Origin of the sequence: Emticicia soli (genome assembly GCF_037860775.1) — a bacterium.
In the GTDB taxonomy this organism is placed as follows: Bacteria; Bacteroidota; Bacteroidia; order Cytophagales; family Spirosomataceae; genus Emticicia; species Emticicia soli.
In genome coordinates this window covers 49,171-70,311 of sequence record NZ_JBBEWC010000012.1, presented here as the reverse complement: position 1 = coordinate 70,311, position 21,141 = coordinate 49,171, and the positions used below count along the sequence as shown (strand labels likewise).

Below are 21,141 nucleotides of genomic sequence, written 5' to 3'. Positions count from 1 at the left end.
ATGTCCATTCCCAAATGCCATCTACACTAAAATTAATCTATGTGCTCTGTTGTTTAATAGATGCCATAGCATACACGTTCCATAAAGATTGGCTTGGCTTTGCCAGTGCCTTTCCGGCTCTTTGTCTGCTCGCTTTTTATTACGCGCGCCGCCGAGGCGAATACAAACTTAAAGATTATACTTACTCATTAGGCTTACTACTTGCTGCCGTTGGAGATATTACATTTGAGTTCAGAACCGAAACCGCTAAGGCTATATCGCTCATTTTTTATATGCTTAGTTTCTCTTTCTACATAGCTACCGTTCGGAAAGAGACCGTTTTTACGGGCACCACAAAAGAACTAGCCAAAGTGAGCCTTAATTTACTGCTTCTTATTTCTCCTTTTCTTATTATATTTTCAAGGCTACCTTCGGGCTTCTTTTTTTCATCAATCATCTATATGGTTTTTCTGTCTTTGCTTTATATTACGGCATTACTCCGTAAAACCAACAAGAGTAGTTATCAATGGTTTATAGCAGGCTCACTGGCATTTACCTTGGTTACTGTGTGCGAGGCCTATTTCTCGTTTGTGATAAAAGTGCCTTACGATGCCGTAATCAACAAGGTATTTTATGGCTTTGCGCAATATGCTACGTTTATGGGTGTTATCAAAACTTTTAAGAATTTTTACCCGGCCAATTGAAAATGAGGGTTGTAGATAACACCTACCACATTGCCCCATAAGTCTTTTACTGCGCCTACTATTATGCCGCCACCTACTTCGGTTGGCTCTTCATATATTGTAGCGCCTTTTTCTATGAGGTGATTAATGGTTTGTGCCACATCGTCAACACCCCAGTAGGTAATTACGCCATCGGTTTTGCCCTCGTTTTTTTCGTCTGGTTGCAAGCCTAGTTCGTAGCCGCCTACATTAAAGCCTATATAAAAAGGCTCATCAAAATAGGCTTCAATGCCAAATGCATCGCTATACCATGCTTTAGCCTGTGCCATATCGCTTACCTTGTAAATTGTTGTTCTGAGACCCAGAAGAGGAGATTTCATAAAATTGAGTGATTTGTGATTTAGTGAATGAGTGGCCGCCGCTGCGGTGATTATTTTTCCTAGTGTTTTTTGTCGGTGAACGAGGATTTTAATAAATATTTCTAAAATAAAATACCGCTTCGTAGAGACGACATGCTGGCGTCTCATTGGTCTATGAAATCCCCAAAATGTTATTTGAGGAACATAACCTACTAGATAGATTTCTGATTTTTATAGACCCTCGGAGACGCCAGCATGTCGTCTCTACGAGAAACCCATTTTTCCTGAAAACCTAAAATTCTACCCTAATCCATCCCCCAAAAATCCACAAGCCAAAAATAGTATTTTCCTCCGGCAAATTTACTTGTCGACTTATTAATAAATTAAAAATTCCCAATCACTTTAAGGCACTGCTACTTCTCCGTTTGCTTCCGCAATATATTTCAGAATCGAATCAATGTCCTCGTCGGTATAGTTCGTAAAAGTAGTCATCGCAGTTTTGTTGTATTTATTAAATAACTCAACCGCATATTTATCGCCACTTGCAATCACTTTTGGCGAATTACGTATCCAGTCTCTCAGCCATTTTAATTGCCTACGCTCCTGTATGCCTTTCAGCCCCGGCCCTACTACAACCTCATCGGTAGTTGTATGGCATTGCGCACAGCTCTCGGTAAATAAACTTTTACCTTTAAGGGCAGTTTCAGAAAATTGAACGCTTTTGGTTTCAGAAGGATTAACAACAGTTGCAGTAGAATTTTGCTGAGGTGGTTTATCTTGCTTGAAATAATAAAAAGCACTTGCTACAAAAATTACCAATGAAATGCCATAGAGAATGGCAAGCATTCGGAAGAGTTCCAAAACCCTGATTATCGTTTTTTGTACGTCCATTGTATGAGTGGTTTGTTAATTAAACAACAAGCTTTCAAGGCAATTAGTGCTTCCGATTTATAAAAATTAAAGACAAATTTGTGCTGCATCTTTGCTTTATAACTCATTAGGTAAGATATTTGCAAAAATACCCCTTTATCTGAATGTCTGCCGAGCAAGTTATACTGATTAACCTATTATTGTACTTAGTGGGATTCTCGTTTTTATTATTTAAACGGAATTCTTTGAGCGAACAATCTGTAGGGATGCTATCAATAACGCTCAATGTTATAGGTGTGCTGTTTTCGATGGGTATTCGTATCAGCGATATTATGGGTGAAGTAATTCACTACGACTGGTTCTACATTGGCGATACCCGTATTTCAATCGATATTATTTTCAACGACCTTACCTTTCTGATGTATTTTCTGGTGCAGTTTATTGCACTATGGGTACAGGTTTTCTCTTTGAAATACATGGCCGGCGACCCGAGTTTCGGGCGATATTATGCCTACATCAACCTTTTTGTATTGGCAATGATAGGCATTGTAGTATCAGGCAACCTGCTCATGATTTACATTTTCTGGGAGTTGGTGGGTACGTGTTCTTATTTGCTGATAGGCTTCTGGTACGAAAAACAATCGGCTACCAATGCCGCCAAAAAAGCTTTTTTGGTCAATCGGGTTGGAGATATAGGTTTTCTGATTGGTATTTTTCTGGTTTACCGCTATTTCGGCACTTTTGATATTCTGGCGATTACCGAAAAAGCCAGGTTGATTCCGGCAGCGGCGCTTAATACACCAGTATTAACCACGATGGGCTTGCTCATTTTCTGTGGTTGTATAGCCAAATCGGCACAATTACCTTTACAAATATGGCTACCTGATGCCATGGAAGGCCCAACCCCTGTTTCGGCCTTAATCCATGCAGCTACAATGGTGGCGGCAGGTATTTTCCTGATGGCTCGCATCTACCCTATTCTATCGCCCGATGCCCTTATGGTTATGGCGGTAGTAGGTACACTCACGGCTTTCTTTGGTGCTTGTTCGGCACTCAACCAATACGATATTAAAAAACTACTGGCCTATTCTACCATTTCGCAGCTAGGGCTTATGGTAATAAGCCTTGGCATAGGCGCAGTAAATGCAGCCCTTTTCCATTTGGTAACACACGCATTTTTCAAGGCTGGTTTGTTTCTCTCGGCAGGAGCAGTTATTCATTACACGCACCACCAACAGGATATGCGCCACATGGGTAATCTGCGCAGGCAAATACCAATTATTTTTTATTGCTATACCATTTGTGCGGCAGCTTTGGCGGGTATTCCACTATTTTCGGGTTTCTTGTCGAAAGATGCCATTATTGTTGCTGCTTTCGAGTGGGCGGCCAATCAGCCTTCGCAGTTTTACTTCATTGTTCCGGCGGCTTGTCTGGTTGTATCGGGCATGGGTGCCTATTATATGATGCGCCAAGTATATCTGGTGTTTCTGGAACGAGAAGACAATCCGCTCGGACTTATTTCGTCGGGTGCGGTGAGTTTTTATAGAAACGTAGCCAAGCGCATTGAGGGCATTGTAAAAGTAGAAGATGATAACAACGAAGACGACAAACTTACGGTAGAGTCTTTTTACGAAGCACTATCAGTAATTGGCCCTATGGAACTATCGGTTATCGTGATGGCCTTTGCTTCAATTGGTTTTATTTTCTCGGTAAACCCGTTTTATGCCGAAAGCAGTTGGTTTTTTGATATTTTTCCGCATGAATCTAAAAACTACCATTGGATAGCCTACGTAGCCATTCTGGTATCGCTCAATGGCGTATTACTGGGTTATATTTACACAAAAGAAGAAAGCAACCAATTAGATAAATACAAAACCCAGCCTGATGGCTTTATTGCCCGCCTGGTGTTTCATAATTTTTACCTGAGCGAGCTATACCAGCTCGTAATTGTAAACCCAATGGTATGGATAAGCCCTGTTTTACATACATTCGATAGTGTAGTAATTGATGGATTCGTAAACCTGATGGCGCGCCTGTTTCTGGGTATTTCGGTTGTTATGAGTTGGATAGAGCGCAACATTGTTGATGGCACTGTAAACTTTGTAGCAAACCTTACTTATAGAGCCGGGCATTATACCCGACAAATACAAAATGGCAAAGCCCAGACCTACATCATCACTATTTTTGTGTGTCTGGTTTTAATCATAGTCTTATTAATCGTATAACCTAAACAAATGCTCTTTTTGAGAATCGTGGCATGAATAATATTTTACTTTCAACACTTATTTTCCTTCCGATTATTGCGGCAGCATTGGTGTTGTTATTGCCAAATGCTTACAAAGATTCGTTCAAATGGATTTCTCTGCTAGTAAGCGTTATCAATATTTTAAACATTTTTACCCTCTATAATACTTTCGACCGCAAGCTGACTTCCTTTCAGTTTGTAGAACAATACGAATGGATAAGGCTTGGGCTCGGCAATCTGGGCATTTTGTCTATCGATTACATTCTGGGTGTCGATGGTATCAATATGGCTATGGTGCTGCTTTCTGGCATTGTGTTTCTGGTGGGGTCTATTGCCTCGTTTACTATTGAGCATCGGCCAAAAGCCTATCACTCGCTATTTCTGTTGCTTTCGGGCACAGTAATAGGCTGTTTTGTTGCACTCGATTTCTTCTTGTTCTTTATCTTCTTTGAGTTCATGCTCTTGCCTATGTACTTCCTGATAGGTATCTGGGGTGGCGAGCGCAGAGAATATTCAGCCATTAAGTTTTTCATTTATACGTTTGTCGGCTCTGTTTTTATTCTGATTGTGATGATTGGCCTAGCTATGTCGGTCAATGATACTTTCTTTTCGCAAGAATTAGGCACAGTTGTACATACTTTCGATTTCAGATTCCTGGCCGACTTCAAAAATTATATTCCTGGTTCATTACTATCGCCCGATAGCACCCAACAGATTTTTGGTATTTCGGCCCGTATGTTTGCCTTTATTTTATTGCTGATAGGTTTTGGTATTAAATTGCCTGTTGTGCCATTGCACACATGGCTACCCGATGCCCACGTAGAAGCTCCAACCCCTGTATCGGTAATACTGGCAGGTATATTGCTTAAAATAGGTGCTTACGGTTTTATCCGAATCGCCTATGGCTTCTTCCCTGATATGGCCCTTGAGTGTACTTATATTGTAGCCGGCGCAGGCGTGCTGTCTATCATCTATGGGGCTTTCAATGCCTTGGCACAAGAAGACTTAAAGAAAATGATAGCCTATTCGTCGGTTTCGCACATGGGCTTTGTGTTATTAGGCTTATCGTCTATCACGGCCGAGGGTGTTAATGGTGCAATTTATCAGATGTTTGGGCACGGTATTTTATCGGCCATGCTCTTCCTGATTGCTGGGGTAATTTACGACCGAACCCATAACCGCTTGATTGATAATTTCAGAGGTCTGGCATCAAAAATGCCGCTTTATACAGTAGCCGTTACAATTGCTTTCTTTGGTGGTTTAGGCTTACCGTCGCTACCGGGTTTTATAGGTGAGTTTTTCACGCTGATGGGTGGTTTCCAATCAACTATTTTACCCGACTGGGTGCCTATGCTGGCTATGCTGGGTTTGGTGCTATCGGCAGGGTATTTCCTCTGGACATTGCAAAAAATGTTCTTTGGTAAATTCTGGGTAAACCGCAACCACGAGCAACACATGAAAGACCTCGACCTACGAGAAATCATAATGCTTTATGGTTTGGCTGTTTTGGCTATCATATTCGGGGTTTTCCCGGGTCTGCTTTTCGAACTCAGCGACGCAAGCGTAAAAGTATTTTTACAAAAATTTTAAACGAACATTGATTCCTGATGGCAGCCCAACAAGCCACCATTAGCAGATAATACAGGTAATGCTCGAAAAACTCTCACATATTTTATTCAGCACAAGGCTTTTATTGCCCGAGTTGGTTTTTGCAGGTATATTCTTAATTATTGTTACAATTGTTGCTTTCACAAAAAAAAATCAGCAAAGCCACAATCTGTACAATACGTTTACTATCAGCATACTCATTACCATCGGCTTTGTATTTTATGTGTTTCTGAATTTTCTCGACCAGTACTTCAATTCGGGGGTGGTTTTGTTCAATAACCTGCTTTATCTCGATAAACTCAGCATATTCTTTAAACTAATCATCACCACTTCGGCTATTCTGGTAATTCTTCACTTATGGATTATCGGCTACAAAGTAGTGGGCGAGTTCTATGTTATTTTTCTGGCATTAATCTTAGGTTTGTTTGTTATGACCATGACAACCCACCTGCTGATGCTCTACATTGCGCTCGAGATGGTTTCTATTTGTTCTTATATACTGGTAGCCATCAATAAGACAAAGAATAATGCCGAGGCTGGTATCAAATACCTGCTTACAGGAGCTACAAGCTCGGCCGTGATGCTCTATGGTATTTCGTTGCTCTATGGCATGACAGGCACGCTGAACTTTGCAGGGCAGGAGTTTGCTACTTTTCTGGGTCAGAATCCTTCGTGGGTGGCAAATGTAGCAGCTTTTATGACAATCGGTGGCTTATTGTTTAAACTCTCGGCAGCACCATTTCATAGCTGGACACCCGATGTTTACGAAGCCACGCCTACGCCTATTGTAGCATTTTTATCAATAGCGCCTAAAGTAGGTGTTATTGTAGTAATGATTCGTTTTCTCGGAGGTTTAAGTGTCGATTTCAGACTCTTGCTGGCAGTTATCATTATAGGCTCTTTGTTTATAGGCAACCTATCGGCCTTGTGGCAGAACAACACCAAGCGGATGCTCGGCTACTCAACCATTGCGCATGCGGGCTTTATGCTTGTGGGGCTTCTGGCACTCAACCAATTTGGGGTGCAGTCGGCCATTTTTTATGTAGCTACTTATCTGTTTATTACCCTGGCGGCCTTCTTGCTTGTTGATTTACTGGCACTCAAAACCGAAAGCTACGAATTATCGAGCCTGCGAGGATTAGGGCAAGAAAACATATTTTTGGGCTTGGCTGCCGTAACAATCATGATTGCGCTGGTGGGTTTCCCACCAACGGTAGGCTTTACAGGCAAGCTGCTCATATTTACCGCCCTTTGGGAATCTTATCAGTACTCAGGCAATCAGCTTTTACTTATTGTCTTGATAATCAGTTTGCTCAATACCGCCATTTCGGTTTTCTACTACCTGCGTATCCCGTTCTTTATGATTTTTAAAGACCCACAAGGAAGCGCCAAACGCTATCATCTTGATTTATTGAAAAGAGCATTTCTGCTCATATTTGTATGCCTATTGGTCTATCTGTTTATCAAACCAGATATTATCATGAATATGATTGAGACGCTTTGATTACTTCAATCGCTTCAACCGCATAAGCAAAGAGTCTTTCTTATATACGCCTCGCATCACCATTGTACTATCTTGTATCTGATAATGTAGGTTCATTATATCGGCATTCTCTAATTTGATTTGTGCCATGTGTTTTGGCTCATCTACCGTATATTGCCCAAACAAATCTTTCTTTTTATTAAACTTATCCGGGTTGTATTTAAACAAAACACCGTAGTGTTCTTCAAAATATACTTTCGACCACACCGAGTCGGCCGTAGCTACCGACGGAACAATTGTTTGGTTACGCATGGTAAGTTGGTCTACTTTCCAGACACCAATCAGAGCCGATTTAGCCTCATATTTCTTCTTAAGCAGGTAAATATGTAAAAATCCACCGCCTATTATCACAATTCTTACCAGTGTGTAGATAAGTGTTTTTTTATTAAAATAGAAATACTCTTTGTACGATAAAAAGGCATCTACCAGTTTATCGACATCAAGAAACATAATGAATATCAGGATAAAAGTATAATGAAGCGAGTTATAAAAAGCCATCGGCGATATTTGATAGAAATAATCGATAAAATCGATATTTATCATAATCGGCAACAAAATAAAAGTTGCCAGCAGGCGTGTTTTACGGAAAATGAGCAGAATAGCCCCCCCTACCTGAATAGCCCCCAACAAGAAAGCAAAAGAAGGCGAGTAACCAAAATATGACCAAGTAAGCCAGAATCCGTGTAGCTCCCCTATCGGACTTTCCCAGATATAATTAGGTACCTGAAACTGCGTTTTTAGTATTTTGGCAGCGCCATAAATAGTAATCTGATGCGCTACATAGTAGGTAATAATGGGCTGAAACCACTGATGCAAGTCTGTTTTTTTTATAAACTTATGCCAAATAAAAGCCAGCCCTGCGCTTAAAGCCAGAAGCACTCCGCAAACAATCCAGATAAGTTTAGCATTGGTAACAACCTGCCCTAGTAAGTTAGTAAAGAAGTCGAAATACTGCGTGAGACCGATGATAACCAGTAGCATAAAAAACACCTCAAAGAACTTGAGGAAGTAAGACCTGTTAGATTTCATGTAGCGCTATAAAATTGATTCGAACGGGAAAATTAAGCCAAAACCCTCGGAATTTCAAATTTCGATAAAAGCTTGAAAAATCCCCCGCTTAATAATACGTTTATTTTATTCTAAACATTAACGTAATAATGAGGGTAATTGATATAAAAAAATTGAACTCTTCTCAGTCTTTTAAGTACAAAACACGCAAGCAGCCATTATTTTTTGATTATATTGCATGAATATTCCTTAAGGAAAAAAAATATTACACAACAGTTTTTTGCCCAACTAACATCTATCAACTATGAAAAAACATCTTTTAATCCTCTTGCTATTAGGCTCGCTCGTAGCCCAGGCACAACAAACAATAGATTCCCGACAGAAAGAAATAGTTTTCACCAATGTTTCGGTGATTCCGATGACTTCTGAAACCGTTTTAGACAACCAAACAGTAGTAGTAAAAAATGGCGTAATAACAGCCATTGGCGCAAAAGCAAAGTACGATAAAAACGCAATAGTAATTGATGCCAAAGGTAAATACCTGATGCCCGGCCTTGCCGAAATGCACGCCCACGTCCCCCCGATTGATGATATTCAGCCCATGAAAGATGTGCTGCTGCTTTTTGCTGCCAACGGGGTTACCACCATCAGAGGTATGCTAGGGCACCCGCTGCATCTGGAGCTACGCAGTAAAATTAAATCGGGTGAGGTTCTAGGGCCACGTCTGTACACCTCGGGGCCGTCGTTTAGCGGTGCCAGCATCAAAACACCCGAAGAAGGCAGCGAAAAAGTAAGAAGCCAGAAAAAAGCCGGATACGATTTTATGAAGATGCACCCGGGCATTAGCAAAAATAACTTCGAGGCCATTGTTAAAACAGCCAAAGAAGAAAATATGCCATTTGCCGGGCACGTATCTTTTGGTGTAGGTGTTTGGCGTTCGGCCGAAGCTGGTTATGCCACTATCGACCACCTGGATGGCATTGTAGAAGCCATGATGCCACGCATTGACACACTTACCGAAGCCGAAGCAGGTTTGTTTGGCTTGTTTGTAGGGCATAATGCCGACGTATCGCGCCTTGATAAAATACTGAAAACGCTTAAAGATAATAATGTATGGCTTGTACCAACCCAGACATTGGCCGAGCATTGGCAGTCGCCGAACCGTACGAGTGAACAAATACTTGCATGGCCGGAAATGAAATATATGGATAAAAAGACACTTGATAGTTGGGCTAAAGCCAAAAACAGCACTATGCAAAGCCCACAATATAAACCAGAATCGGTATTGAAATTTATTGATGTGCGCCGCACCATTATCCGTGAGAGCCAACGCCAGGGTGTAGGTTTATTGCTGGGGTCTGATGCGCCACAGGTTTTTAGCGTACCGGGTTTCTCATTAAAACACGAACTGAATTATCTGGTACAATCGGGCTTGACACCTTATCAGGCATTACAAACGGGTACAGTAAACATCGGTAAGTTTTTTAAAAACGATAATTTGGGTGTAATAAAAACCGGAGCCATAGCCGATTTAGTATTGCTTGATGCCAATCCACTGAAAGACATCAACGCCGTTGGCAGCATACAAGGCGTAATGCTAGATGGCCGCTGGCTAGCCAAAAATGAAATTGATAGTGTTTTGAAGAAATTGGTAAAGAATTGATTGTGTAAAACCAGTTTTCGTAGAGCCGTATTGCGATACGGCTCTTGTCGTAGAATACGTTTTTCATTGACAATTCGACAAATTAGCCAAAATTTTAAGATTTCGTAACCATATTTTCATTTATAAATATGATATTCCCTTGGAGCCGTATCGCAATCGCGCGGCGAACCGTACGGCTCTACGAAAACTATACTATTTATATAAAACAATCACATAATTGCTCCCTTCATCAATCGCAAACCTCAGAAATAAAAATATTTACATTAATACATTTTTTCTTAGATTTGCTTAACTCAAAAGACTCTGAACCCGATATGTCATCAAACTCAAATCTCGGAAAGCTACAAATACTTGACCGTAAAAATACAGAAGCCGAGCAAGGCGGAGGAATAAAAAGAATAGAAAGCCAACATGCAAAAGGAAAACTCACTGCACGAGAAAGAATCGAACTGTTGTTAGATGAAAACACATTTGAAGAAATCGGCAAGTTTGTAATGCACCGCAGCAAAGATTTCGGGCTTGATAAAGAATATTACTTAGGAGATGGCGTAGTAACAGGCTACGGCACTATTGCAGGCCGCTTGGTATACGTATTTGCGCAAGACTTCACGGTATTTGGGGGCTCATTGTCAGAAACCTACGCCGAAAAGATTTGTAAAATAATGGATATGGCCATGAAAAACGGTGCTCCGCTTATTGGGCTTAATGATTCAGGCGGTGCACGTATTCAAGAGGGCGTAAATTCATTGGCCGGATACGCCGATATTTTCTACCGTAATACATTGGCTTCGGGCGTTATTCCGCAAATATCAGCCATTATGGGGCCTTGTGCGGGCGGAGCCGTTTACTCCCCTGCCCTGACCGACTATATTTTTATGGTCGAAAACACCTCTTATATGTTTGTAACGGGGCCAAATGTAGTGAAAACCGTAACACATGAAGACGTAACCTCAGAAGAACTCGGCGGAGCCATGACGCATGCCACCAAGTCGGGCGTAACGCATTTTGTGGCGGCTAACGAGGTACAATGCATCAACGATATTAAAAAGTTATTCAGCTATATCCCTTCCAATTGCGAAGACCAACCGCCTTTTGCACCTTATGAGGCTGATGGGAACGAGAAACGTGTTAAACTCAACGACTTAATACCAGAAAACCCGAATCAACCCTATGATGTCAGAGAACTAATTGACGAGCTTGTTGATACGGATAGTTTCTTTGAAGTGCATAAAAACTTTGCCGAAAACATTGTAGTAGGCTTTGCCCATATCGGCGGCCGCAGCATTGGTATTGTGGGCAATCAGCCATCGGTAATGGCTGGGGTGCTAGATATTGATGCCAGTATAAAAGGCGCAAGATTCGTTCGTTTCTGCGATTGTTTCAATATTCCATTGCTGGTTTTAGAAGACGTACCCGGCTTTTTACCCGGCACCGACCAGGAATGGAACGGTATAATTATGCATGGAGCCAAATTGCTTTATGCTTTCAGCGAAGCAACAGTGCCACGCATTACGGTTATTACCCGTAAAGCCTATGGCGGTGCTTATTGTGTAATGAACTCAAAACATATAGGTGCCGACATGAACTATGCATGGACATCGGCCGAAATTGCCGTAATGGGTGCAGCCGGAGCGGCCGAAATCATTTTCCGTAAAGAGATAAGCGAAGCACCTGACCCAGCCGCCGAATTACAGAATAAAATCAGTCAATATACCGAAAAGTTTGCCAATCCTTACAAAGCCGCTCACCGTGGCTATATAGATGAGGTGATTAAACCGGAAGATACCAGAGAAAAGCTGATAAAAGCCTTTAAAATGCTCGAAAATAAAGTAGCTACTTTGCCACGTAAAAAACATGGCAATATTCCGCTTTAAGGATAAACATACTGTGGCACGCCTATACTCGAACGAATAAGGGCGTGTCACGGTTACATCTAAGAGATTTTTCAACTACCTTTGTACAGAAATTAAAACCGTGACACGCCCTGTCTTCTTCCGAGTATAGGCGTGCCACGGTTAACGACTCTTAAATATATCATTCTTCGAAAAGAGCTACTCTTTTCAAAAATTTGTTATCTCGATTATGCTTGGAAAAACTGGAGTATTAATAGTAAATTTAGGAACGCCTGACACTCCGAACGTACCTGATGTAAGAAAATACTTACGTGAGTTTTTGATGGATGCCCGTGTGATAGACATCCCTTACACTTCTCGCTGGTTTCTGATTAATATGATTATTGCCCCTTTCCGTTCGCCTAAATCGGCTAAGGTTTACCGTGAACTATGGACAGAGGAAGGTTCTCCGCTAAAAATTTATGGAGAAAGAAACGAAAAGCAGTTACAAGAAGCACTAGGCGACCAGTATGTGGTAAAACTGGCCATGCGTTACCAAAACCCTAGCATAGAAAAAGGCCTGAAAGAATTGCAGGTAATGGGTTTAAGCAAAATTATTGTTGTGCCGTTTTTTCCGCAATATGCTTCAGCTTCTACGGGTTCGGTTTATGAAGAAGTAATGCGGATAATAGGCCAATGGCTGGTAATTCCACAGCTTAAGTTTGTCAATTATTTCTACAATCACCCTAAATTCATCAAGGCATTTGCCGACAGTGGCAAAAAATACCTTGAAAAAGGCAATTATGAGTATGTTGTTTTCAGTTATCATGGCTTGCCTGAAAGACAAATGATTAAAGCCGACTGCACAGGTAACACCTGTAAGCTAGGTTCTTGCTGCGATAGTATCCATGCTTTAAATCAGCATTGTTACAGGGCTTCGTGCTTTGAAACTACTCGTTTGTTGGTTAAAGAACTAGGCTTGAAAGAAGGCACTTATACCACAAGTTTTCAGTCTCGCCTGGGTAAAGACCCTTGGATTCAGCCTTATACCGACAATGTGGTGAAAGAACTGGCACAAAAAGGAATCAAAAGAGTATTAGCTTACTCGCCAGCCTTTGTAGCCGACTGCCTTGAAACCACCATTGAAGTGGCCGAAGAATACCGTGAAATGTTTGAAGAAAACGGTGGAGAACACTGGCAAATGGTAGAAAGTCTCAACGACTCAGCTGTCTGGATTGACTTACTTACTGATTTAGTTAAAGAACAAGAACATTAATAGTAATGATATTTACTGCTAAGGGCTACGCAAAACAAAAGCGTAGCCCTATTTGTTTTAAGCAATAAATCCTTACCGAAAAACAACGTGCTATGAATGTAATTTCTATCTGGGCAAGCCGTAACACCAAAAAGGCAATATTGTTGATTATAATTTTTGAAGTATTAAAACTAGGTATCGGTTTCGACATCGGTCAGCATTTTATACCCACCCTCTCTCCTGTTTTTATTGAGTTAGCCGTATTAAGTCTGGTTTTGCTGGTAACTTATGTGCAAAATAACTATAAACACAAAGCGCCGGTACTTAGTAAAGAAGCACACCGACAATTCAGGCTACGCAGCACCGGCATTATATTTTTAAGCAGCCTGTTTTTGTCTATGCTTTTGGGTAATCACTTCAAAGGTTTGGGCTACAATATCAATAGCCTGCAGCTAGCCAATGCAGCGGTTACGATTCCGGCTGATAGCGTACAAGCAGCGCCTAGCGATGATATAAAAGATAAAAAACAAGTCAAAAAACATAAGTTTCGTTTATTCTCAAAGAAAACTACTGCCGACGACGACCCACATAGCAACAAACGTATTGGATATATATTGCTTTTCTTAGCAAGTCTTGGGCTTAGTTATGCTGGTGTGTTTCTGGCTTGTAGTCTGGCCTGTGGTGGGTATGGTGTGCTGGCTGTGCTTTTATTTTTAACCGTACTAGGCATATTAGCTGGCGGTATCTATTTTCTTATTAAAGCATTCAGCAATCCCGTCAGGCCAAATTCTTTAATGACTCCGCAGGAAAAGAAGAAAGAACGCAAAAAATTCTTTATTATCTGGGCATTGGTAGGCGTAGCTGCAGCAGCATTATTTATAATTGGTACTCTTTAACCGTGAAACCTTGTGGCTCCTTAGTGTACGCTGTGGCTAACCTCTTTAATTATTTTGCCACAATGTACACAACAGGCACTATGTTTCACTATTATCTATTCGTTCTTATCAAAATCGTGAAACCTTGTGGCTCCTTAGTGTACATTGTGGCTGGTTTATCTTATTCTTTCGCCACAATGTACACCAAGGCACTATGTTACACTATTATCTATTCGTTCTTATCAAAATCGTGAAACCTTGTGTAAATAGTGTACATTGTGGCTGATTTCTTCAATTATTTTGCCACAATGTACACAAAGGCACTATGTTACACTATTTTATTCACCATTCGCTAATCCGCAATTCACAATTAAAACAATCACTCAATCACTAAATTTCTAAAACCCTGCTGCATGCCCATCTTTTCGTGGGTCTGATGCGCCTGTGTAGGTTTTGCGTTCTGCATCGTAGCGAATAGCCTGATAGCCCCCGTACATACCTAAAATATAACCCACTTTGTGCCCTTTCTGCATCAAGCCTCTGATGGTTTCATACGGAATCCCCGACTCCATCGTAATCATTCCACCATCAATCATTTTTTCGCCTGTTGGTTCCGATGAACCCTCATGGTTTAGGCGTGGAGCGTCTCCGGCGTCTTGTGGATTCATGCCAAAATCAACCATATTCATTACTATCTGCACATGGCCTTGTGGCTGAAAAGAACCACCCATTACCCCAAAACTCATGTAAGGCTTACCATCTTTGGTTATAAACGCCGGAATAATGGTATGAAATGGGCGTTTATGTGGCGCAAAAGTATTGTTTTCGCCCTCGGTGAGGCTGAACATTTCGCCTCTATCCTGAAACATAAAGCCTAGCCCATCGGCCATCATGCCTGAGCCAAACCCACGGTAATTACTCTGAATCAAGGCAACCATATTACCCTCTTTATCAGCTACCGTCAGAAAAATCGTATCACCATCTTTTAAAGCAGGGTTTCCGGCATCGTAGCGGGCAGCGGCTCTATCGGTAATCAGTTTGCGTCTTTCAGCAGCATATTCTTTCGAAATCAATTGTTTTACCGGAATCTTGGCAAATTCAGGGTCGGCATAATATTTGGCACGGTCTTCAAAAGCCAGTTTTTTAGCCTCCGTAACCAAATGAACGTGTTCGGTGCTGCCATAAGGTATTTTCGAGAAATCGTAGCCTTCCAGAATATTCAACATTTGCAATACTGTTATGCCTTGTCCGTTTGGTGGCAGCTCCCACACATCATAGCCACGATAATTGGTCGATACAGGCTCTACCCATGTCGAAGTATGGTCGGCAAGGTCTTTTGCACTTAAAAAGCCGCCGTTTTTCTTCATAAAGGCATCTATGGTTTGCGCTATTTCGCCTTTATAAAAAGCATCACGCCCTCCTTTGGCAATTTTCTCAAGCGTATTAGCCAGATTCGGATTCTTGAATATATCTCCCTTTTTAGGCACTTCGCCATTTGGATAATAATGCTCTTTTACATTCGGAAATTTACCATACAACCTTGGCACAGCCGCCAACGAACTAGCCAACTCGCCATGCACCGGAAAACCGTTTCGGCCATAAGAAATGGCGTGCGACAAGATTCTATCCATAGGCAGTTTACCGAATTTCTTATGCAACTCAAACCAGCCATCAACACAGCCCGGTACGCTAATTGGCAAAGGGCCGGTAGAAGGCAAATGCGTAAGTCCACGTTTTTTTAGTTCGGCAAGGGTTAAGGTATATGGCGAGCGTCCCGAGGCATTTAAGCCGTATAATTGTTTTGTTTTGGCATCCCACACAATGGCAAATAAATCGCCGCCGATGCCGTTCATGTGAGGCTCAACCATTCCTTCCATGGCATTGGCTGCAATAGCGGCATCTATGGCGTTGCCTCCGGCTCTCAGTATTTCAATGGCGGCTTGTGTGCTAAGCGGATGCGAGGTGCAAGCCATACCGTTCTGAGCAATTACCTCCGAACGGGTAGCACCTACTTTGCCGTAAACACGGTCTTGTGCTTGTAATGTTTGAATAGAAGCCAAGAGGCTTAAAGAAAGGAAAATCTTTTTCATCGTAGGTTTTATAGGTTGAATTGTTGGTTTATTGTTAAAATTATACTTGTTGTGTGAAATTAAGAATACATCTTTTCTACTAGACATTGATACTTTTATTATATCCAACCGATTAAAGTTATAGGTTTCTATAGTTGGAAGGATGTTACTTTTTTTACCTGAAAAAAAGTAACGCAAAAAAGCAGGCATCATTTAAACTCGCACAATTAAAAAACCGTAATTTTTAATCCTTTCACATCATTTAAACCTCGTTTTTTAACTGTACTCAAACAGGAAATGATGATATAAGGTTACAATTTTTAGTTGTTATTTGGTTGATTGGTAAAGATTTAACTTGTTGCAAACTAATGTATAAACGTTACTAAAATAAATTAAACCGCTTCGTAGAGACGTATTGTATACGTCTCCAAGGGCCTGTGAAAATTAGAGATTTATCTATCTTGTTATCATCTCAAATATCTTTTTTTGGGGTTTATAGACTAATGGAGACGCTCATTTACTAATTATATTCTCTTATAACAAATATACAATTTTTACTGACTCTATAACTTTACACGGCTTTAATATGACTTAAAAATTTATGTAGCCTACCTGACTAATTAACTTTATTTAACACACGATTCTTGAAAATATCGTTGGTCTTGGTGACGGTATTTTATTTTTTTACGTTCTAGAAAGAAACGATGTATGCTTCTGCAATATTAAAATTAAAGTAAACAAACCATAGGTTTGTGCCACAAGAATGATGAAAGGCTGGATTATTGCTTTTATTTGTTGCTCTTTTTCTGTGTTTGCTCAACAGGCAAGCATGGAAGACCACGGCGATGTGAAAGTTGTCTGGAACGATTATCTTAAAGACCCTTTTTTCAGAGATTTTCAGGAGGGCATCAAACGGACTAAAATCTTAGAGGCCATTGCGCACGATATAAACGGGTATCTGGCTTTGCCAGAAGACTTGTACATAACTTTTGATGAATGCCAGACAAGCAATGCCTTTTATGACGAACACAGCAAAAAAGTAACCATCTGTTATGAGATGGTGTCGTATCTCTACGAGCTGTTTAAAACAAAAACCAAAGACCCTGCACAGCTTCGGGAAATGGTGATTAACACAACACTTTTTATCGCTTATCACGAACTAGGCCATGCCTTGATTGACCTCATGGATTTACCGGTAACTGGTAAAGAGGAAGATACAGTCGATAATTTTTCAATTTTCCTGCTGACCGATGGGAGTAGAAAAGGTGCTAAAGCTGTGCTTGATGGTGCCATTGCTTTTTATCTGATGGGGGAATCAGAACAGAATATTCCACTAAAAAACCTGCAGTTGTGGGATGAACACTCGCTCGACCATCAGCGGTTTTACCATATCATTTGTATGCTTTATGGCTCAAATCCAAATCAGCACCAGGCGCTTATCCGTCGGAAAATGCTGCCCATATCTATGAGTAACCGTTGTATTGAAGATTATCAGAAAACTAAAAAAGGCTGGCTAAAAGTACTCGACCCATGGATAAAAAAATAGGGATATGCCACATGACACATCCCTGGTATATTTCACTAAAATCAGCTTAGTAGTTTACTTTAATCACCTCGAACCATATCTCACCTTCATAAACTACTGCTTTGTATTGTACGCCGTCAACCATATAGTAGGTTTCGCCATCTATTACTAATTGCTCGTAGCCATCAGGCAAACTTTCAACCAAAGCACCTACCGGAGGCGGCACAACTTCGTATTGATTACCTATTGGGCGATAATACGAACCATTGTAATAATGGTAAGGGCGACCAAAGAATGTATATATCTGGCAATCGATTGGTAATATATTGATTCTCAAACCAATCGGCGGATACGCCACTACGTAGGTATCACGGTAAGGGCGGTAGTAAATACCATTGTAATAACTATAACTAACCCCACCATAGTACACAGGCACACAAGCCGTTGGCAGCACACGTACTACCGATCTGTAGCGTGGCAGGTCGTAATATCGCCAGCTTGGGCTGCCATAGCGGCCATCAAATCGGCGGTTGTCATAGCCTCGGCGGTCATATCTGTCGTTGTCTCTGCGGCCTCTGTCGTTCCATCCGCCTCTGTTACCATAATTGTTGTCACGGCTGGTATAAACTCGGTTTCTATCGTTGCTGCCATAGTTTCTATCGCCATCGTTACGTCTCGGATACGCACTGCTTCTGCTATTATCGTTGTCTCGGTTGGTATATACCTGTCCTCGGTCATTATTATCTCTTGCGCCTCTGGTGTTATCAGTTCTTGGCGTTTCTGCTCTTCTGGTTTCAGAACGATAATCAGGCTGAACTCTGTCAGGACGGCTCAGACTAATGTCATCTCTGCCGGTTCTGCCCACTTCGCTTCTACCTCTGCTCTCAATTCTCGGCGACTCGCTTCGGGTTTGCATTCTGTCTCCTCTAGGCTCGGCACTTCTGCTGCTCATGCTTCGGCTTTCGCCACCGCTACGGCTCATTGAAATCCGCTCGTTGCCTCCACTCCTTTCCGACGACACTCGCCCACCTCTGCTTTCTGACGACACGCCACCACCTCTGCTTTCGCTTCTACTGCCACCGCCATCTTCGCCTCTCCTTTGCGCAAAAGTATCAAATGTGCACAGACTCAAACCTGCCATCAATAAAATTGAAGCAGCAATACCCCCTTTCTTTACCAAAAAGTGAGCGGGTTTTATAGCACTGTTTTCTATCTTTTTCATTTTCTCCTTATTTATAGCTTATAGATGCTAATATTAACCAAATAGTTTAATCGATTACTAATCATTAACAATCGTTAACATTAATACATGATAATGAGGCATATACGAAAACGACCTAAGCAACTATTACTTATTTATAACGCTGCGGCAATGTGCATTATTCTATTTTTGGTGTTCAGGTGTTGTGTAAGGGTATAATTTAATTAGCACTAATTTACCACGGAGTTTCTCGAAGTAAAACACTCGGAGTTACACGGAGTTTTAAGAGAAATACATTGTGCAACTCCGTGCAAAACTCAGTGCAACTCTGTGGTAAAACATTTTTAAATAATTGACCTTATATACGAACTCACCCACAAACAAAAAAGCCACCTCATAAGAGATGGCTTTTTGCTACAACCCTAACCACTATGATGAAACAAAAGTCTACTTTAAAAATTTATTTCTTTGCCCGAATCCTCTACCTAAGCCTGTAGAGTGATACAGCACATATAGCCCTAAAATCAACAATATACCAACTATGAGGATTTGTAGCGGGTAAATCATGGCTATATTGTTGAGACTATTTCCGACTTCTAAAAACGTAAACATTTTCTTATAATATTATAAAGCTGAATGAACAATACAAAGGTCTGAAACTATGATGGAATATTTTAGCGTAAAAACCCCTAATCTTTATACGTGTTCTACGGTATTTTTCTTTTAAGGTAGCCTCAAGAGCCGCTAAAAATCAGAAAATCGTAACAAATAGGCTAGTAACAAATAACCGAACACAAAAATCAGAGATGCAGAACTCTACTTTCTTTACATCAAAACTATTATTACTATGACGTAAAATTCATGCAAAAGTTACAGGATATACGAAAAAATTTATTCTATGGTTTTAAATGCCCGATTAATTAAAAAAAAACATTTTTTTAAGCCATAAAGCGTTTAAAAATAGAAGATTTGAGAGAAAATGCTTAAATAAACCAACATTAGCCTTGCTAGTATTTTGACTACTTGAATTTTTTAACCATTATTGTAATAAATAAAAATTCCCGTTGTCACTCTACCCCTAAAGAGTATCCGTATACGGAGCCATAACCTAAACAATACCGCCCTGTAGGGAAAGGGATTCAAACTTCATTATGAAACTAAATATTACCTGGAAAATTTTTATAGGCATGACCCTCGGTATCGTTGTCGGATACCTGATGAATGTCTATCTGACTTCTGACCCCGAAGCACTCGATTCGTGGAGCAAGTACTTAAATATTTTAAGTAAGGTGTTCCTCCGAATGATTAAAATGATTATCGGGCCCTTAATCTTCTCAATCCTGACGGTAGGTATTGCCAAGCTGGGCGATTTTAAAACCGTAGGCCGTATTGGTGCCAAAACCCTTGGCTATTTTTATTTTGCTACTATCCTTTCATTAATCACAGGTTTGGTTGCAGTAAACGTATTGAAACCGGGTAAAATGATGGAGATTGCCTTGCCGCAAACTGGTGCTGATACAGGCATAGAATCGAAAAAAATGACCTTAGAAAATTTTGTTACGCACCTTTTTCCGCAAAGTTTCTTTGAGGCATTGGCTACTAACGAAATCTTGCAGATAGTTGTGTTCTCAATCTTTTTTGGTATTGCTACCGCCGCCATCGGCGACCACGGCAAGGTTATTATCAAAGGGCTTGATGCCGTTTCAGAGGTAATGTTTAAGATTGTAGGCTACGTAATGGGCTTTGCGCCTTATGCTGTTTTTGGTGCAGTAGCAGCCGTAATTGCGCAGAAAGGCTTGGGTATTCTGGGCGGATATTTATACCTTATCATTTGTTTCTTTGCCACGCTGGCATTCTTTATACTGGCTGTCTTGCCTATTATATGCTTGTTTGCCAAAGTACCATACTGGAAACTGCTCACTTATGTAAAAGATGCCTTGTTCCTGTCGTTCAGTACAGCCAGCTCTGAGGCTTCAATGCCATTGCAGATTGAGCAATTGAAAAAATTTGGTGTACCAGAGCGTATCGTGAGCTTTGTATTGCCATTAGGTTACTCTTTCAACCTTGATGGCTCTATGATGTACATGACCTTTGCCACAGGCTTTATTGCACAGGCTTATGGCGTTGATTTATCGCTGGGCCAACAGATAACAATGTTGCTTACCCTTCTGATAACCAGTAAAGGTATTGCGGGTGTGCCTCGTGCATCGTTGGTTGTGATTGCAGGTACAATGGCTTTGTTTAATCTACCTGCCGAAGGTTTGATTCTACTATTTGCCGTTGACTGGTTGCTTGATATGGGCCGCTCGGCTACTTCGGTAGCAGGTAATGCCGTAGCAACTGCCATTGTAGCCAAATGGGAAGGTGAATTGCAGCCATCGCAGCCTGTTTGAGGTTGATTACTTGCGATACTTTAAATAAAACCC

At 41.0% G+C, this 21,141-nt stretch carries 15 protein-coding genes; 10 read left to right on the top strand and 5 right to left on the bottom strand.

What is annotated here, in order from left to right; genetic code table 11:
- Nucleotides 1-14: 14 nt before the first annotated feature.
- Nucleotides 15-683, top strand: coding sequence for a lysoplasmalogenase family protein (locus tag WAE64_RS19085; RefSeq protein WP_340239238.1), 669 nt, complete (start codon nucleotides 15-17; stop codon nucleotides 681-683).
- Here the strand turns inward: WAE64_RS19085 and WAE64_RS19080 are convergent.
- Both WAE64_RS19080 and WAE64_RS19075 read right to left on the bottom strand, forming a co-directional pair.
- Nucleotides 668-1,042: a VOC family protein gene (locus tag WAE64_RS19080; RefSeq protein ID WP_340239237.1), complete on the bottom strand. Its 375-nt coding sequence runs from the start codon at nucleotides 1,040-1,042 to the stop codon at nucleotides 668-670. The two genes, WAE64_RS19085 and WAE64_RS19080, sit on opposite strands and share 16 nt — an antisense overlap.
- Nucleotides 1,043-1,423: 381 nt before the next feature.
- A complete protein-coding gene (locus WAE64_RS19075) occupies nucleotides 1,424-1,912 on the bottom strand; it encodes a cytochrome c (RefSeq protein WP_340239236.1) in 489 nt (162 codons plus the stop codon).
- 143 nt (nucleotides 1,913-2,055) lie between these two features.
- Between WAE64_RS19075 and WAE64_RS19070 the strand changes: the two genes are divergently transcribed.
- The 3 genes from WAE64_RS19070 to WAE64_RS19060 are packed head-to-tail and all read left to right on the top strand — an operon-like array spanning nucleotide 2,056 to nucleotide 7,248.
- Nucleotides 2,056-4,116 (top strand): NADH-quinone oxidoreductase subunit 5 family protein, encoded by a 2,061-nt coding sequence (locus WAE64_RS19070; RefSeq protein ID WP_340239235.1) that lies wholly within the window; start codon nucleotides 2,056-2,058, stop codon nucleotides 4,114-4,116.
- Between the two features lie 32 nt (nucleotides 4,117-4,148).
- Nucleotides 4,149-5,726 carry a complex I subunit 4 family protein gene (locus WAE64_RS19065; RefSeq protein WP_340239234.1) on the top strand — a complete coding sequence of 526 codons (1,578 nt, stop codon included), beginning with the start codon at nucleotides 4,149-4,151 and terminating at the stop codon, nucleotides 5,724-5,726.
- A gap of 58 nt (nucleotides 5,727-5,784) precedes the next feature.
- Nucleotides 5,785-7,248 carry an NADH-quinone oxidoreductase subunit N gene (locus tag WAE64_RS19060; protein WP_340239233.1) on the top strand — a complete coding sequence of 488 codons (1,464 nt, stop codon included), beginning with the start codon at nucleotides 5,785-5,787 and terminating at the stop codon, nucleotides 7,246-7,248.
- On the opposite strand, the gene WAE64_RS19055 is transcribed toward WAE64_RS19060, so the two are convergent.
- The gene (locus tag WAE64_RS19055; protein ID WP_340239231.1) at nucleotides 7,249-8,316 is read right to left on the bottom strand and encodes a hypothetical protein; all 1,068 of its coding nucleotides are present in this window, start codon (nucleotides 8,314-8,316) and stop codon (nucleotides 7,249-7,251) included.
- A gap of 283 nt (nucleotides 8,317-8,599) precedes the next feature.
- Between WAE64_RS19055 and WAE64_RS19050 the strand changes: the two genes are divergently transcribed.
- From WAE64_RS19050 to WAE64_RS19035, 4 genes are all read left to right on the top strand, one after another.
- A complete protein-coding gene (locus WAE64_RS19050) occupies nucleotides 8,600-9,958 on the top strand; it encodes an amidohydrolase family protein (protein WP_340239230.1) in 1,359 nt (452 codons plus the stop codon).
- Between the two features lie 314 nt (nucleotides 9,959-10,272).
- Nucleotides 10,273-11,832 (top strand): acyl-CoA carboxylase subunit beta, encoded by a 1,560-nt coding sequence (locus tag WAE64_RS19045; protein WP_340239229.1) that lies wholly within the window; start codon nucleotides 10,273-10,275, stop codon nucleotides 11,830-11,832.
- Between the two features lie 208 nt (nucleotides 11,833-12,040).
- On the top strand, nucleotides 12,041-13,066 hold the full coding sequence (gene hemH, locus WAE64_RS19040) for a ferrochelatase (RefSeq protein WP_340239228.1): 1,026 nt from the start codon (nucleotides 12,041-12,043) through the stop codon (nucleotides 13,064-13,066).
- A 92-nt stretch (nucleotides 13,067-13,158) separates the two neighbouring features.
- Nucleotides 13,159-13,941, top strand: a complete 783-nt coding sequence (locus tag WAE64_RS19035; RefSeq protein WP_340239227.1) for a hypothetical protein — start codon at nucleotides 13,159-13,161, stop codon at nucleotides 13,939-13,941.
- 377 nt (nucleotides 13,942-14,318) lie between these two features.
- Here the strand turns inward: WAE64_RS19035 and ggt are convergent, their stop codons facing one another.
- A complete protein-coding gene (gene ggt, locus WAE64_RS19030; RefSeq protein WP_340239226.1) occupies nucleotides 14,319-16,010 on the bottom strand; it encodes a gamma-glutamyltransferase in 1,692 nt (563 codons plus the stop codon).
- A 742-nt stretch (nucleotides 16,011-16,752) separates the two neighbouring features.
- Between ggt and WAE64_RS19025 the strand changes: the two genes are divergently transcribed.
- Nucleotides 16,753-17,535: a DUF4344 domain-containing metallopeptidase gene (locus tag WAE64_RS19025; protein WP_340239225.1), complete on the top strand. Its 783-nt coding sequence runs from the start codon at nucleotides 16,753-16,755 to the stop codon at nucleotides 17,533-17,535.
- 46 nt (nucleotides 17,536-17,581) lie between these two features.
- On the opposite strand, the gene WAE64_RS19020 is transcribed toward WAE64_RS19025, so the two are convergent.
- The gene (locus tag WAE64_RS19020) at nucleotides 17,582-18,736 is read right to left on the bottom strand and encodes a DUF6515 family protein (protein WP_340239224.1); all 1,155 of its coding nucleotides are present in this window, start codon (nucleotides 18,734-18,736) and stop codon (nucleotides 17,582-17,584) included.
- Nucleotides 18,737-19,866: 1,130 nt separating this feature from the next.
- Here WAE64_RS19020 and WAE64_RS19015 point away from each other — a divergent pair.
- Nucleotides 19,867-21,108 (top strand): dicarboxylate/amino acid:cation symporter, encoded by a 1,242-nt coding sequence (locus WAE64_RS19015; protein WP_340239223.1) that lies wholly within the window; start codon nucleotides 19,867-19,869, stop codon nucleotides 21,106-21,108.
- The last annotated feature ends 33 nt before the right edge of the window (nucleotides 21,109-21,141 follow it).